Source organism: Algoriphagus jejuensis, assembly GCF_039523455.1.
GTDB classification, from domain to species: domain Bacteria; phylum Bacteroidota; class Bacteroidia; order Cytophagales; family Cyclobacteriaceae; genus Algoriphagus; species Algoriphagus jejuensis.
The window spans coordinates 38,136-53,705 of record NZ_BAAAFI010000002.1; the positions used below are offsets into that span (position 1 = coordinate 38,136).

Here is a 15,570-nt window from a genome sequence, read left to right on the forward strand (position 1 = left end):
AGAATTGCTAGGGAATCATTTTTTCGACCTCGTTCACCTCAGGAACGTGCACTTCCAGTCTAAATCCCGCGAGTTCTTGAAACACTTCGAGGTATTGATCGGTGACATAATCCCAATTGTATCTTTTCACCAATCCACTTCTTGCAATAGACCTGAAATACTCCATTCTTTTTGGGGTACTTTCCGCTGCCTCAATGATGTCTCTGATGGATTCAGCGTCCTTCTGAAAATACCAACCATGCTTTCCATCTTGAAGCATTTCCTGATTGAACGGAGTATCCAGCGCCAATATTGCACATCCATAGCCGAGTGCTTTGAGCATAGCAGGATTGGTGCCTCCAAATTCGTGCCCATGGAAATAGGCGTAGCAATGGGAATACCAAGCGGCCAACTCATTTCCATCGGTGACGTATCCCAGAAAAAGAAGGCGATCGTCGTCTATGTTTTTCAGGAGAGTTGCATAGTCGTCTAAATAAGGGACATCGCCCACTATTACCAGTTTTCGTTCAGAATCAGACTGGAGAAACCCCTCGATGATGATGTCTGCATTGTTGTCGGGGATGAGTCTGCCCACGATCAGGAAATATTCCTGGGGTATGATCCCCCATTTTTCAACATACGCCGGATCTGCGTCATCTACCGGGTTGGCGCCATAGGCTATAACCTTTGACTTGGCGTTAAAGAGCTCTTTGTAGACACGCTCCATTTCTACCGAGTCATTGATGACTTGATCGTATAGTTTGGTTGCTATTCTGGATGCCCAGAAAAAATAACGCGAACCTAATCCCTTCCACTTGGGTCTAAGCCACTCCAAGCCATCGACATTGATCGCCGTCGGTTTTCTAAAAAACTTCGATATCAATCCGAAAGGACCATTTGCGCTATTGACCACAAGAATCACATCCACGTCTGAAAAACAAGCATGAATCATGGAAAAAAAGGTATGTGACAGCTGAGTGAGGATTTTGGATTCAATCGCCGGAGTGTAGATACATTCGATGCCGTTTACATAGCGAGGTCTCTGAGGGAACAGCGCGCGATGGTTGTACACCCTCACATGCACGCCCCTGTGGACCAGGCGCTCTCCAAGCTCTCTTACCATAGTATCGTATCCTCCATAGACGTACGGGTAACCTTTTGCACCCATTATGGCGACTTTTAACTTCTTCTTAGCTTGTGCCATAAATGGATTTAATTTTGTCTTCGAAGGCCTTAAGGCTGTATTCAGTAAGAACTCTTGCTCTTCCTGCATTTCCAAATTCCATGCGCAATTCAGGGTTTAATATCAATTTTTCTATAGCCTCTACACCTAGTTCTATATTTCCGACTGGAATCAAAAAGCCAGTTTTTCCATCGATAACCATCTCCGCTGCGCCTCCAGAATAGGTAGCTACTACGGGTTTTGCAGAGGCCATAGCTTCCAAAATTACGGTAGGAAAAGAATCTGGCAAAATCGAAGGCAAGACAAAGATATCCAAAGACTTCATCACTGCGGGAATATCTGCTCTGAATCCCAGATAGCTTATGCGAGGACTGAGTTTTTTGGAACGAATCTTTGTCCTTATTTCTTCCAAGATGGGCTCATATCCGGGAAAAGGATCTCCAATTAAGACGAAATGGGTTTTGGGGTTGTTTCTGGCTATACGCTCAGCCATTTCCAAAAAGAAAAGTTGTCCTTTGCCGGGATTTATCCTTCCGATCATCCCGATGCACACGTGATCTTCCGGAATACCCAATTCCGTTTTCGCCAGCGGAGAATCTTCTAAAAATTCATCGTAGGGAATACCATTGTGGATAACCTCGATCGTTGATTTCTTCAAAAGCGGCTGCCAATGATCCGCAACAGCCTGGGAAACCGCAATAGGTTTGGGCGTACTTTGATCAAGCAGGCCGCACAGCACTTTGACCAAAGGAGCCGGGCCCGGAAGGATCTCATGGATGTGCCACTGGTGTGGAATTTCATTTCGCTTGGCCCAATAAGCCCCGACGATTACTGCAAGGGTATTGGAGTACACCAGTTCAAACCTATATTTCTCATGGAGCTCGTTAAGAAATCGGTACGCCTTCAGGTTTTTACTCAGCCTATTAAGTAGACCCGTAGGATTGACGTATTTCCTGCGAAGTATCCCCAGATTTTGGATATAGACAGGAAACCCCTCTTCTTTTAGCATGGGCTCCAGCGATCCTTCGCCAGTGAGTACGACGATTGGGTTAAAGCCTTCGCGCTTATATAGTCTCAGCACCTGCAGGATGATCCTACCCGAGCCATAGAGTTCGGAGGAGCTTTGCAAAAAAAGAACGTTGCGTTGTTTAGCCATTTCTTTTCAGGTAAATGCCAACAATTCCAGACTTGTCAAACAAAGCAGAGAGCAGTTCGAAAACCCAGGCAAAAGGCAGAACAACAGCAATCAAAAAAAGAAGTGACGGAGACTTGCGTCTTTTGAGTTGGAGAATGAGATTTTTTCGGTAGCCTAAGCTCGAAAGTAGCGCTTGCAGCATTCCCAAAACACCCAAATGTACCGAGATGCGCCGGGAAGCTACTTTTTGATAGCCAATCTTGGAAAACTCTTTTTCTAAATCCGACTCCGTCCAATGCGTCAAATGCTTGGGAATATCCCAATGCATCCATTTTTTACCGGAGAGGCCTGCCTGCCAGGAATCTGCGCGCGGCACCTCAATATAGACCAAACCGTCTTTTGCCAAGTTTTCCCCCAACAGTTCCGCCATGAAAACCAGAGGCTGTGGCAAATGCTCCAAGACATGATTTAGCGTGATCATGTCAAAATTTCCATCGGCAATTTTCCCACCCTGATACCAAGTATTCAAGACTTTGACCTGATATTTTTCAGAAGCGAAATTACATCGTTCCGTTGCGGTCTCTATCCCCAATCCCTCCCAATCGGCATTTTTTGCGACGGCGAGAAACTGGCCTTTTCCCGAGCCAAAATCCAACAGTGTTTTTCCTTCGGGGCGTATTCTTCGTGCTTTTTTCAGGATTTTCGAGGCTTCCGAAAAAATGATCCGTTCAAAGGGTGAATTTCTGTTGTCCACCACTGCGTACACCTCGTCGGTGTAGAGTGCTTCAGCATCTACGTCGTCCGGCAAAAAAGTCCACCGAAGACCACAGGATGCACACTGGCAAACGGACACCTTTTCGGGCTCGTACTCAGGATGTTGACTACAGATAGGACAAGTGATTTGCCTCATTTAGCAAGTGGCGAACGAAGTATGGTATCTTGAAAAGCAGCTATAAATTTTTGAGCGGAAAAATCTTCGGACCTAGCTTTTCCCGCTTGAACCAAGCGGGCTTTCAGATCTCTTTCACGTTCCAAAAGTATCATTTTTTCTGTCAATTCTGACTGTATTCCAGTAGCAAAGTGCAAGCCGGCGGCCCCAGCCACTTCCATCAAGGCTAGCTGATCGGAGTGGATCACCGGTACACCGAACTCCATGGCCTCGAGAATCGGAATCCCAAAACCTTCATTTTCGGAGGGAAAAACGTAGCAGAATGCTCCCTCGTAAAGCGCTTTTACATCACTGTCATCCAGGTATCCGGGCAGGATTACTTTTTCCTCCAAACCGAGGCTTTTGACCAACTCCTCCACAATCGGCTTGTCATTCATCACCGTGCTCTGCCCCGGCCCTCCTACGAGCACCAACTTTTTAGCAGACTGGCTTTTAGCCAAAAAATCCGCATAGGAACGAACCAACAACGGCAGGTTTTTCCTTTTGTCAAAGGTTCCGACATGAAGAAAATAGCCTTCTTTGGCAAGCTTATGTTCGGGTAGAAAGGAGGGGGAAGAAACTCCATTAAGAATCTTCGGAGCCTGATAGACCACAGTGATGGGCAGGTCATTTCCCAGATGCTCCAATAGGGAGTTTTTGGAATATTCCGTCGTCGTGATAATCTCAGTTTTTTCTTTGAGGCCCTTTCTGATAAGACTCAGGAAGTACTTTCTCCACCACTTCGGGTAGTTTTGAGGCATTTGCCAGAAAAAGGCATCGTGGATTACCGTCAGTCTCCGGCAAGGCAGAGATGCTGCGGGAGAGATAAAGTCTGGGCAGATCAGAATATCCGGCTGATGGTATTTGACTAGATCGGGCAGCTGAAACTCCTTCCACCGAAAATAATCCAGGTGGTAGTTCAGCTTCTGAATCTTGGATTGGGGACCTTTAAAGGTTTTATCATTTGCCTGCTCCTCCGGATCATGGGAAAAAATCCATTCGATCTCAGGATGCGGAAATTGCCGGGCAGCATGAGCCAACTCGAGCATGTAGGTTTTGATCCCGGTGGTGGCGACGTTGAGGTATTGGAGATCGAGGAGGACTTTCAAAAGAGGGAATTTGTCCAAAGATAATCAGAATCATCAAAACTATTTAATACTCTGATCTACCGGAAAATGGACAGCGTCCAACCGGGGTCGCTACCCCCAGAAATCAATCAATACTCCGGCTCCTTGATACTCCATCCAGTTTTTTGCTTCAAACGCACAATCACCTCTATATCGTCTGCAAAGGTCTTTGTCATGTTCCCGAGTTTAGAAAGTAGTTTAAACATCAGATAAGGTGGCTTCAGGTCATACACTTTGTAGTGATAGGGATGGATTTCGACCTCAAAGTCGGATGACAGCAGGGCAAAATAAGCTCGGACTTCATTTGGGGAATATTCTTTCCAATGATGCCCGTAAGTGACTTTTGCCAGAATATCACCCACTGTGATTCCGATGGATTTTAGAAAAAGGGTGTTCTTTAGATTTCTGACGTAGTTGGGAAGAGCAAATGCATTCGGGGTTGAGATGTAGATCTGTCCTCCCGGCTTTAAGATTTGGTAGATGGTTTTCCAAAACTGTATCGGGTTGAATGTAATGTGCTCCATGATCTCCGTAAACACGACCAAGTCGTATCTGTCGAAGATGTCACTGAACCGCTCCAACCTTGAAATGTCATTCTCGATGATAGGATTCAGTCCGAATTTTTTTCCCCTTGCTTTGACGAAATCCAAGTTCCAAAATTCCTCAACATCCATGGCATCTACCTGAAAGCCCCGACCCGCAAGCAGAAGTGACGTGTGGAGGTAGTGACTTCCTATCTCTAGCACGTGGAAATTTTTAGCATCTGAGACAGCGATTTTGTCCAGGAATTGATCGAAGCGCTGAAATCGCTTTCTATGAAAGTCGAAATAGACCTTTTCATTGGAAACTGATTCCGATGAACTCACAATTTGCTGTTCAAGTATTTCAAAATTGTCCATGTTTATCGCTTTCTCAGGTAGAAGCAAGCCTGGTCTCCCTGCTGCTTTTGATTGTACAGTTTGGCTTTGTCTCCGAAAGAATTCAGTTCTTTTGAGGTAAACTCTTTTTTGATGTCGGTTCCGGCAAACGGCTTTCCACGTTTATACAGCTCTGTTCCCCAAAATTGATTGTCTAAACTGTCAAACTCACTTTCGTAAAGCTCCAAACCAAATCGATCTGCCATTAATTGAATAGACTTGGTGCTTGGAATGAAAAGATGTCTCGGCGCATCCAATTGGAACCAATATTCGCGTTCTTCCTTCCACACCTGTCCATCGGTGACCGGCACTCGGATCAAAACCCGGCCGCCGGGGTTCAGTATCTTTTCCAACATGCCAAAAACAGCAGCCGGATCGGCTAAATGCTCCAGGGAGTGGTGAAACATCAGGATATCGTAGCGTTCTTCGATATCGAAGTAATCAGTCTTTCGCAGGGAAAATCCAGAATAGTCACGCGAAGAATCCAAAAAAGGGTCATAACCATGGAGCGTTTGGAAACCGCAGTAGGATAGTTCACCCAAAAGCTGCCCATTGCCGCAACCGATATCGGCGATGCGGTCGGAAGGTTTGCCCCTCAGCAGCGAAAGCCAGCGAAAATACACCGGATCCTTCAGCGAAATTCCACGCTGATAGGCTTTATACCGCATCTTTTTCAACATCCGCCCCACAGTTCCACTTTGCCTAAACTCCCGAAAGGAATAATAGTTGCCTGAGTAATAGCTCCCCAAATCGATGGGAACCTCTCGGATGAAAACCGCCGTGCATCTGGCACATTCACCATACGGGAACTCTCCACCAAGTCCGAACATCCGCTCGGAACCGGTAAAAAACACGTTGTCCAATCCATTTCCGCAAGCGGGGCAAATAGTTCTCTTATTCAATTCCTCCATGTTTTGCGGACAAAAATAGCCGTCCATTTTGAGAATACTAGTCAATTGTCCTCCCCTAAACTTAAACCGTCAATCGAAGCTTCAGCCTATTTCCGACAAACTATCCACTGGTTGACCTGAAAAAAATTCTGGATTAGTCGGTTGATTTTCTGGGTCAGTGGCATCTTGTAGCGGATTAAATTCCCCAGTTTTTCTCCCAAGGAATGCGTGTAGTGATCCACTACATGCAAGCCTTCTGCTTCACAAAGCGATCGCAACACCGGCTTAGGGAAGATAAAGGTATGCTCCAGCCCATCGATTACATCAGGCACTTGGAGTCTCAATAGCTTTGTCCAGCGGTGAAGTGTATAGAGGCTGCTTGAGATATCCGGGGTTCCGATGGCAATATATCCCCCTGGCTTCACGATTCGCTTCATTTCAAGCACATAAGCCCTTGGGTCCAGCACATGCTCAATCACGTGGGAAATGTGAATAAAATCAAACGTGTCATCGGGAAAACCAGCAGACCAAACATCCCCCCTGAAAGTCTTGACATTAAAATGCCCTGATATAAAATCCAGCGCTCCCTGGTCAAATTCGGTGGCACTCAATTCACATCCAAACTGATTGGCATAGGCGAGCCCTAAGCCCAACCCACAGCCTACGTCCAAAAACTTTGTTCCTTCCATCAGGCAACGGAGGTACCGCGCATCATCTTTGATCGTCTTTGGCGTGAGGTTCTTGATTCTTGCAAAATGCGCCTCCACCAATGTCTTATAGTCCATCGCTTCGTAGAGGTCTTTTTCATAATACTGCGTGTAGTATTCGACCAGCTCTTTCTCGTCTGCCATGGGATTGGCAAAGACCAATTCGCAGGCGTTGCATTGAACTCTGGAGATATGGGGGCCCTTTCTGCTAGTGTCAATGGCGTAACCACGTAAACTTTCCGAGTGGCAGATCGGGCATTTTCTATGAAGGATCATTTAAGACAGTATTAGCTGTTTTTAAATTGGAATATTCGTTGACGCTGACCCCGATCATCCACCAGGATAGCCAGGAGACGTACGTGTAAATTTCAACATTGGCCGTGAAAAGGGGCAAAAGCAGACCGACTTTTACCACCGCACCGGTGAAGGCGATGCGGGCGATTCCCAGATTTTCTGAGTTTCGGAATGTGGTGATGGCGTCTTTCACCCCCGAAGCGAGAAGGAAAATGTAAAGCAACATGCCCAGCCAGCCGAGCTGTACTCCATAGATCAAAAACTGGTTTTCCCCTCCGACCCGGAGTTCATCCGTCACACTGCCAAAGTTTCCGCTCATCGCCAGTCCGATTCCGAGGGGATTGGCGAGCATAGAGTCCAAGGCCAGCAGCCACTCCACCACATGTCCCATACTGGAGGTGTTCTCAAAAGTCAGGGTATCCAGCACAAAGAAATAAAAATCCTCCGATGCGAAAAACACGATATACAGCCCAAAACCCAGCAAAACAACAAAGCCCGCACCGATTAGCTTGTATAGTCGGAAGACCAAGGCCACAAAGAAAATCATGATGAAAAAAGCCCCAAAGGCAGCTCGGGAGGCGGAAAACACCATACTGCCGAGAGAGCAAGCCATGACCAACAGGTAGGGCCAGCAGTATTCCTTTTTCGAAGTCAAAAACCAAATCAATCCGGCCGCAAAGCCCATCAGCACAGAACTGGCCAGCTCCAATGGATCGGAAAAAAACCCAGCCAGCCGCTTGGTGACAGCTTGGGTTTCAAAAGTCCATGTCAGGTCAAAATGACCAGTCGGTTCAATGTTGTTGATCACCACATTGTACAGCGCATAGCCGCTAAATTGCTGTAAATGGGCATCCAATACATAATGTTCTAGGCAATTGACCAAAAAAGCGCCGATGGCAATCGCAAAGATGATTTTGAAAACCCAGCTAATTTCTAATGCGTCAAAGCGCGTGTTTCTGCCCAAAAAGTAGACCAGCCCTGGAATCAACATACTTTTGTAGTACAGCGCTTTGTTGAGAAAAGAAGCCTCTCCCAGCGGGATCAGCAGGTATAGAAATGCTAGACTCAATAGGGCCAGCATTAGCCAATCGGTAGTTTGGAGGCGAAATGGGTAATTAAAAATTCGTTTTTGATAGAAGATGAAGACCAAAACAGCGACCAATACGACCACTTCTTTTAAAATCTGGAATATCCCAACGACCTCCGGGGAGCGTGTCGCCAGATAAATGACGCTGAGACTGGTAATGTAAAAAGGTAAAAAAGCGGCCAGGAAGAAGATGAAGTAGTGCCATTTTCCTTTGAAAATCATCTCCTGCAGCACCCACAAAAATGCGATGCCGACAGCAGCAGCCAATAGAATAAAGAATATCAGGGCCATCTTGGTGCGGGTTCTAGGGGAGTGGTCAGCCCGTCTCGGATTCCATTTGCCACGGCTTTCATTTTTTGAAATCTACCCCTCAGCAAGAAATACCCCATCCAAAGCATAAATCTTGAAAGATGGTAGCTGCACCCTACTAAGGTGTGAAACCCTTGGAGGGTTCCCCGTAGGAGAAATAACTGGTTTCTGACGTGGTAGTAAAACACTTTTGGACTGAGCATACCCTCGGCATGGGCTTTTTTGGAAGAGGCTCCAGCCTCGTGGTATATCCGGGCTCTTTCCGCCAACACAATTCCAAATCCGGCCTTCCTGAAGCGGAGTGACCAGTCCACGTCTTCAAAATAGGCAAAGTATTGCTCGTTGAGCAGGCCAGTTTTGAGCAATGCCTCACGAGAGATCAGCATACAACATCCCGTTGCCCAGTCCATTTTCATGTCTTTCACCCGGAAATCCGCAAGCGGCTCCCGGTCGCCTAACGTGACCGCGCGCCCAGTTGCAGCCACCCATTTACCACCGGCGTTCCAGATTTTTTTCCGATCATTCAGGAACAGAATCAGGGGCTGCACTACCCCCAAACTTGGATTTCTGCTGAAGTGGATCATCATCTCTCCCAGAAAGTCAGGTTCCACCTCCGTGTCATTATTCAGCAGCATGATGTGGCTAAAGCCCTGCTGCAAGGCAAGTCGGATTCCCGCATTATTACCGCCTGCGAAGCCCAAATTTTCTTGGTTTTCAACCAACATGATTTCGGGAAACTCTCTATTCAGTCGCCCGCTTTCTTGGTTTTGCGAAGCATTGTCCACCAGGATCACCCGGAAATCGGGGAAATCAACCCGCCTCAACGATTCTAAGCAGGCACGGGTAAATTCAAGTCCGTTCCAGTTGACCAGAATGATCGCGACCGATGCCTCAGGAATAATAGCCACGGAACAAAGTTCGATTATGCCGGTACAGCAATACCAAGCAGATCAAGAAAACAATGACTTCGGTCGAAAGGATCCCGATGCAGAGGCCGATTCCTCCAAGCATCGACGTAAGAATGGCCGACACGACGACCATATACACACACATCATCCAACTGGCCCGAAAGAGGAGCTTTTTTAGATCAGCTACCAGCATCAGGGTAACGTTTCCAATGTTCATACAGGCTAGGAATGGGATCGCAGACAAGACTTGCAGATAGCTCACAGACTCATCGAGCGTTGATCTGGAGAGTATTTGGATAATCCAAGGCGCAGTAAGGTAGACTCCGGCGAATACCACCACTCCAAGGAGTAGAACGCGGATATGTACCCTGCGCAGAAACCGATAAAATCTATTCGCGTCTTCCTGGTACAGCTTTGACGCGTTTGGAAAGATCGCCTGTACGATCAGTGCCGGGAACAGCCTCAGCACCATTACTACGCGCTCAGCGAGGCTATACATTCCCAGCGTTTCGGCATTAGAAAAAAAACTCAGGATGATCAGACCCCCGTTGATGGAGATGAAGCTGGCGAAGTTACTTAAGAAGAGCAGGACATTTTCCCTTAGACTTTTCCAGATTGCTTTAAACTCCGGACGGTAAAAGCGAATATCGAGAAAGGTATGAATGTAACCAAGCAGCAGTAGATTAATGCCCAAGCCTAATAGGCCCAACATGAAGTTTACCCATTTGCTTTGTTCTGGAGAATGGATGAACAGCACAATGCCCAAGAGAAAAAGCAGCTTGGAAAACACATTGGCAATCGAAACGAGCTTCATTTTTTCTCTTCCCTGAAAGAACCACAGCGGAAGTGTAGCCTCAGAAAAGAGCAATAGCAGAGAGAAAATCAATATAATACGGTATTCGCTGAAAAGTCCCAGTCCGAAGGCTGCTACCAAAACAATCAGCGAAGCGATACCAGCAAGAAAAACCTTGGCTGAGAATACATTGGAGACAATACGCGAGAGCGCAGTCTTGTCCTCGCGATTGATAGCCACTTCCCTAGGTGCACTTAAGTTGTAGCCAAAAGCCACCAGAATATTCAGCATGGCAATAACCGAAAGCGCCAGATTGACAAGCCCAAACTGATCGAGTCCTATACTCTGGATCAACAGAGGCATAGAAATGATGGAGATCAGTACATTGGAGGACTGAATAAAAGAAAGGAATAGAAAATTCTGGATTGATTTGTTTCGGAAGTAGTTCCCGAGCGGGATGAGTAGGTTGAGTTTTTCGAACATGGCAGCTTAATGCTTAGCTTTCCTGCACATGCTTGTGGTACAGTCTGCGGAAATACAGTCCAAAAAACACCAACAAACCCGTGATTATCGCTCCTAAAACCATCCCTTTTACCAAGCGGATTTCACTGCGCTTCAGTGGGAGTCTTGGGGAGTCGATGATTTGGATCAAAGGGGAATTGTTGCGATGGTTCACCTTGGCGATCTCCAGGTTTTTGACAATCTCTTGATAGACTGCACCGGTCGCCTGTACGTCAATCTGACGTTTCTTACTTTCTATAGTGGCTGAACTCAACAATGGGTTGGCATTGGGAACCCGGTCGGTGGCGCTGGCATAGGCTCCGATACTTTCGTCCAGGATCGCCCTTACGCTATCCGCTTGACCTTGCAAGATGAAGAGGTTTTCCCCGGTTTTCTTGGTTTTGGTTTCAAAATAAAACGTGTTCACTTTATCCACCAGCATTTGGTTGAAAACCTTGGCAAAATGCTCGTCTTTCGAAGCAATACTCACTTGAATGATGCTCAGCTTCCGATCCGGTTTTGCGACACCGAGTTGGTTTTCGCGGATCAACCTGGATACTTCCTTGACCACCGAATCCTGAGTAATCGTGAATTCCTCTCTTGACTTAGAAAAGTCCAGAGAGGAAAAATCAACCTTTGATCCCCATTTCTTGTCCAGTTCTTCAAACTCCACAAAGCGGTCAATGAGCAATTGCTCATCGCTGAAAGGACTGAGCAATGTCTCTCCAAGCATTCTGTCTGAGCGGTACAGCTCCATGATGTTGTCTCCCTGGAAGAGTCCGCTTGTACTGCCCAGCGAGCCGAGATTGACTCCTACCAAGGATGCCAATCCGGACATCTGCCCGATGCCGCCACCTTCGCCTTCTTCGAGGACAAAGGAAGTTTCGGCATGGAAAACCGGCTTTTTGAACATCGAAAACAAGACTCCGATTACCAACCCGATGATACCAGCCAATACCAGGATTTTCCACTTGGAAAGGAAAAACCGCCCCCAATCTTCTACGTTTAGGAAGACTTCTTTGAGCGTGAACTGACTTTGGGAAAAATGTTGTGATCCTGCCATTACTCCCAGTTGATTTGTGAAATGACTAAAGCCAAGGTCGCCAGCCCGGTGGTGATTCCGACGATTTCTCCAAGTCGAAGTGGCACCTTCGGCCCTTTGGTGGGCACGATGACCTCAGCTCCGGGTTCTACCGGAGGGTAGTTCCTTATACCCAGGAAGCCTTTGGTTCGCTTCACCGCTCCGTTGGCATAGACCACGTAGGTTTGTTTCTTATTTGCCCGGCGCTCAAATCCCCCGGCGCCATTGATGTAGTGTTTGAGACTTCGGCTATTTTCGTAGCGTAGGGTGGTCGGGTAGACCACGTCACCCCGCATGCGTACGGTCTGCAGGAGCTTTGGCACGGACAGGATATCGCCAACTTCCAGGATTAGATCCTCGTCAGAACCGGGATTTTGCAGGATTTTTTCCAGATCGATGGCGACGGCTTCGGATTCCTTGATTTTCACGGCAAACCCCGGAGTGCTTGCGGCGACCTGATCGAGCGATTCTTTCTTGGTATTGGCCAGCAAGGTGTCCACCGCATTTACTTTTTCCGCAGGAAGATCCCGGAAAAGGCGCTGAAGCAGCTCTTCCTGCGCTTCCGAGTTATTGGGGTCTTCGATGAGTTTTAACTTCAAGCCTTCCAGGTTTCGCTGCCGCCGGATCTGCTCCGACTCGGTATTGAAAAATTCGGTGCGGCGGATCAGCGAGGCACCTCTTGCATAGGCGAACTGATTCAGCCCACCTGCTCGTTTGACCAAATCAGAGATCCGCTCGACGGAATGTTGAATGGCAAACATGCCCGGAGCATTCACTTGACCCTCCACCGCCACGAGCCGCTGCATGGTGAAATTGGCCCGCTTTCTCACGATCACCTGATCAAAGGGCTGAAGAGAAGGCGACTCGGGATTGATAGAAAGATCCGGATTGACGCGGCTGGGGATGATGTCTGAAAGCGTCCCAAGATCAGAATCTTCCAATCTTCTTGCGATCTCGATGTCCTGGGAATTGGCCGATTCCTGCAGGCCTCCCGCCAAGATGATCAGCTCTTCGATCTTCATAGAATCGGAGTAGGGATAGGTTCCGGGCTTTTTCACCTCACCGAGAATCTGCACGTAATGTTCGTTTTGGATGTCGTAGATACTGGAAACCCGCACCACATCTTCTCGCTTTAACACGACATCGGGGGCTGTTCCAGCCAGCACGGCGCCTAGATTGACTTCGATCATTTCGGTGCCGAGGTCTGCTTTGGTGCGGAGAATACTCGCACGCTCGGTGTAGGCATCGCCCCGCAGGCCTTCGGCATTTTTTACCAGTTGGGACAATGTCAAACCCTCCGAAAGCGCAAATACGCCCTCCCGATAGACTGCGCCTTTGATCTGAACGCGGTTGCTGTATCGGTTCAATATCTTGCTTACCGTGATCTCGTCACCGCCTTTTAGGGTAAAAAGATTGAATTGGTTTTGATATACATCAGAGACGGAGCGCTGATTACCTGTGATTCTGGAGATGGCGATGCGGTCTTTGAAAGCCAGATCAGTAAATCCTCCGGCATAGCTGAGTAGATCTTCGAAGGTGTCTTCGGCGCCGATCTCAAATGTCATCGGACGCTTCACTTCTCCTTTTACGTTGACTCTGGATTGAAAAGGAGAAACCAAGATCACATCCTGATCTTGCAGCTGAAGATCGAGATTGGCGCTGCCATTGATCAATAGCTCGTACACGTCGATCTCTGCGATGGTTTTCTTGTTTCTTACCAGTTTGATCGCGCGCATCGTTCCGTTTTCATTCGGTCCACCAGCGGCATAGAGGGCGTTGAATGCCGTAGAGAATGCGCTCAGTGTAAAGGTTCCTGGCAATCTGACCTCTCCAAGGATGTGTACTTTGATCGTACGGACGTTTCCCAAAGTCACCTGAAGAAAGGTGTTGGGATTGCTCCCGGTGAGTCCGGGGTAGTACTGGCCAACACGGTTTTTGATAATCTCGGTGGCGGATTCGATGCTTTTGCCGGATACAGGTACTGGGCCGATATTGTCCAAAAGGACAAAGCCGTCAGGATTGACCGTGGCCTCGTAATAGTGCTCGGATTCACCGTAGATGTCTACGAAAACCACATCTCCCGGGCCCAGGATGTAACTTTTGGGAGTTGCCTGATTGAGACTGGGCTCAAAGCTCAGTCTGCGGTTTTTCTGATAAAACAGCGAGCTTCCAAAAATCTCGCTTCCGCCAGAAGTGGTCAACATCTCCTCTTGGGGTTGATACAGTCCTCTGGTGATTTCATTCAGGTTCAACTGTTGACGCGGATCTCTGCGGGACGCGTTGGTGCTTCTACTTGCCGCACCGCTCGAATCAAGTTCCTCTATCCGATTTCTAAGTTTTTCTACTTCCGCGGAAGGCATTCCACGGAGTAGCGCCATTTGAAGGAATTCATCAGCTCCGACTCCGGCTTCACTCGCGCGCTTCAGCAATTCTGCTACTTGGTCGTCGGAAAGTTCATCGACTTTGATCGTCGTCAAATCTGTATTTTGCTGGGCGGAAGCCTGAGGAACTGATCCAACCAGGAGGACGATTAAGGCAAAAAAATACCAGATTCTTGTGTTTAAAATCATGTTTTAAATGGCTGTTCCGGGTGAAAGTCGGTCGAATATTGGAGGCAAAAATCCGTCAATTTCTTAATTCTACCAAATATAGATCCAAAATCTGGGCTTCTGCCTCAGTTGCGGGCTATCTACTCCGTACAATTCCTGCAAATCTCAATTTGAGTCCGATCTGTGAGGAGCTGTTTTCGAAAATTGAGATAGGCAAGAGAATTCCAGATTAAAGCCAGAGGCTGACTTTTCAATTCGCCCATGACGTGGCTTGCGTCCTTGTCAAAGCAACACGGCACAACCTTCCCGTCCCAAGTGACTACGGCGCCTTCCCACATTTTCCAGCATTTGTTTTCTGGATGCTTTTTCAGCTTCCACTTGCCGGTGCCAGTTGGCACATATCGGGAGTAGCCCAAGTCAGAAGGAATCAGGTCCGAGCCGTTTTCGAAGCCATAGATTTGAGTAGTCTTGAGTTGGAGCTCGTCGACTTTTATGGCCTGAGCCCAGGATTTTAAGACAGGAAGTTGATGTTCATTTTGTCCGGTGACGAGAAATTGGAGGACGATTCTGGGAAAGTTCCGGCCGGCTTTCTTTCGTTCGGATATCAGCAATTTCAGTCCATTCTGCACTTTTTCCAGATTTCCCCCGATGCGATAGGATTCGTAGACTTCTTGGGTGATGCCGTCCATTGACACAGTCAATTGTTTCAATCCACTTTGCAAAATACCCTCCACCTTCTTTGCTTGAAGGTAGTGTGCGTTGGTCGAGGTGGAGGTGAAAATACCCCTTGAATCTGCATACTTTACCATTTCTAGAAACCTCGGATTCAAAAATGGTTCACCCTGAAAGTAGAGATGGAGCCAAGAAAGATGGGGGGCGGACTGATCGATTACTTTTTCAAAAAGCTGCTCTTGCAACATCCCAGTCGGACGTGAAAATGATCTCAAGCCAGAAGGGCACTCCGGACAGCGAAGATTACAACTCGTCGTTGGCTCGATGCTGAGCGTGGTGGGTTTACCCCACATGATCGGCTTGCCCAAGATTTGACTTAGGTGGAAGGAACTCCGAAGCAGGAGGTAATTGGTGACTTTTTGCAAAGTCAGGTATCGAAAAAATGCCAGCCCGGTGATCCACGTGTTTTTCACTTCGGAAAATACGGCATTAAGGCAGGAACTCGCAAAC

General features: G+C 47.6%; 13 protein-coding genes. All 13 read right to left on the reverse strand.

What is annotated here, in order from left to right; all coding sequences use genetic code 11:
* Positions 1 to 7: 7 nt before the first annotated feature.
* The gene (locus tag ABD031_RS01190) at positions 8 to 1,183 is read right to left on the reverse strand and encodes a DUF1972 domain-containing protein (RefSeq protein WP_343847966.1); all 1,176 of its coding nucleotides are present in this window, start codon (positions 1,181 to 1,183) and stop codon (positions 8 to 10) included.
* On the reverse strand, positions 1,170 to 2,318 hold the full coding sequence (locus ABD031_RS01195; protein ID WP_343847967.1) for a glycosyltransferase family 4 protein: 1,149 nt from the start codon (positions 2,316 to 2,318) through the stop codon (positions 1,170 to 1,172). The genes ABD031_RS01190 and ABD031_RS01195 overlap by 14 nt, the downstream gene beginning before the upstream one ends.
* Positions 2,311 to 3,207 (reverse strand): class I SAM-dependent methyltransferase, encoded by an 897-nt coding sequence (locus ABD031_RS01200; protein WP_343847968.1) that lies wholly within the window; start codon positions 3,205 to 3,207, stop codon positions 2,311 to 2,313. The genes ABD031_RS01195 and ABD031_RS01200 overlap by 8 nt, the downstream gene beginning before the upstream one ends.
* Positions 3,204 to 4,334 (reverse strand): glycosyltransferase family 4 protein, encoded by a 1,131-nt coding sequence (locus tag ABD031_RS01205; RefSeq protein ID WP_343847969.1) that lies wholly within the window; start codon positions 4,332 to 4,334, stop codon positions 3,204 to 3,206. Before ABD031_RS01205 ends, ABD031_RS01200 begins: the two co-directional genes overlap by 4 nt.
* Positions 4,335 to 4,441: 107 nt before the next feature.
* A complete protein-coding gene (locus ABD031_RS01210) occupies positions 4,442 to 5,218 on the reverse strand; it encodes a class I SAM-dependent methyltransferase (protein WP_343847970.1) in 777 nt (258 codons plus the stop codon).
* A 35-nt stretch (positions 5,219 to 5,253) separates the two neighbouring features.
* Positions 5,254 to 6,180: a class I SAM-dependent methyltransferase gene (locus ABD031_RS01215; RefSeq protein ID WP_343847971.1), complete on the reverse strand. Its 927-nt coding sequence runs from the start codon at positions 6,178 to 6,180 to the stop codon at positions 5,254 to 5,256.
* Positions 6,181 to 6,266: 86 nt separating this feature from the next.
* Positions 6,267 to 7,142: a class I SAM-dependent methyltransferase gene (locus ABD031_RS01220; RefSeq protein ID WP_343847972.1), complete on the reverse strand. Its 876-nt coding sequence runs from the start codon at positions 7,140 to 7,142 to the stop codon at positions 6,267 to 6,269.
* Positions 7,129 to 8,538: an O-antigen ligase family protein gene (locus ABD031_RS01225; RefSeq protein ID WP_343847973.1), complete on the reverse strand. Its 1,410-nt coding sequence runs from the start codon at positions 8,536 to 8,538 to the stop codon at positions 7,129 to 7,131. Before ABD031_RS01225 ends, ABD031_RS01220 begins: the two co-directional genes overlap by 14 nt.
* Positions 8,529 to 9,464, reverse strand: a complete 936-nt coding sequence (locus ABD031_RS01230; protein WP_343847974.1) for a glycosyltransferase family 2 protein — start codon at positions 9,462 to 9,464, stop codon at positions 8,529 to 8,531. Before ABD031_RS01230 ends, ABD031_RS01225 begins: the two co-directional genes overlap by 10 nt.
* Positions 9,448 to 10,740 (reverse strand): oligosaccharide flippase family protein, encoded by a 1,293-nt coding sequence (locus ABD031_RS01235; RefSeq protein ID WP_343847975.1) that lies wholly within the window; start codon positions 10,738 to 10,740, stop codon positions 9,448 to 9,450. The genes ABD031_RS01230 and ABD031_RS01235 overlap by 17 nt, the downstream gene beginning before the upstream one ends.
* Positions 10,741 to 10,753: 13 nt before the next feature.
* Positions 10,754 to 11,821: a GumC domain-containing protein gene (locus tag ABD031_RS01240; RefSeq protein WP_343847976.1), complete on the reverse strand. Its 1,068-nt coding sequence runs from the start codon at positions 11,819 to 11,821 to the stop codon at positions 10,754 to 10,756.
* Positions 11,821 to 14,409, reverse strand: a complete 2,589-nt coding sequence (locus ABD031_RS01245; protein ID WP_343847977.1) for an SLBB domain-containing protein — start codon at positions 14,407 to 14,409, stop codon at positions 11,821 to 11,823. Before ABD031_RS01245 ends, ABD031_RS01240 begins: the two co-directional genes overlap by 1 nt.
* A 119-nt stretch (positions 14,410 to 14,528) precedes the next feature.
* Positions 14,529 to 15,533 carry a radical SAM/SPASM domain-containing protein gene (locus ABD031_RS01250; protein ID WP_425542704.1) on the reverse strand — a complete coding sequence of 335 codons (1,005 nt, stop codon included), beginning with the start codon at positions 15,531 to 15,533 and terminating at the stop codon, positions 14,529 to 14,531.
* Positions 15,534 to 15,570 lie beyond the last annotated feature (37 nt).

Bases quoted from the DNA above. Each gene is read 5' to 3' on its own strand.
- ABD031_RS01190 (WP_343847966.1), bottom strand. From the start codon at position 1,183: ATGGCACAAGCTAAGAAGAAGTTAAAAGTCGCCATAATGGGTGCAAAA.
- ABD031_RS01195 (WP_343847967.1), bottom strand. From the start codon at position 2,318: ATGGCTAAACAACGCAACGTTCTTTTTTTGCAAAGCTCCTCCGAACTC.
- ABD031_RS01200 (WP_343847968.1), bottom strand. From the start codon at position 3,207: ATGAGGCAAATCACTTGTCCTATCTGTAGTCAACATCCTGAGTACGAG.
- ABD031_RS01215 (WP_343847971.1), bottom strand. From the start codon at position 6,180: ATGGAGGAATTGAATAAGAGAACTATTTGCCCCGCTTGCGGAAATGGA.
- ABD031_RS01220 (WP_343847972.1), bottom strand. From the start codon at position 7,142: ATGATCCTTCATAGAAAATGCCCGATCTGCCACTCGGAAAGTTTACGT.
- ABD031_RS01225 (WP_343847973.1), bottom strand. From the start codon at position 8,538: ATGGCCCTGATATTCTTTATTCTATTGGCTGCTGCTGTCGGCATCGCA.
- ABD031_RS01235 (WP_343847975.1), bottom strand. From the start codon at position 10,740: ATGTTCGAAAAACTCAACCTACTCATCCCGCTCGGGAACTACTTCCGA.
- ABD031_RS01240 (WP_343847976.1), bottom strand. From the start codon at position 11,821: ATGGCAGGATCACAACATTTTTCCCAAAGTCAGTTCACGCTCAAAGAA.
- ABD031_RS01245 (WP_343847977.1), bottom strand. From the start codon at position 14,409: ATGATTTTAAACACAAGAATCTGGTATTTTTTTGCCTTAATCGTCCTC.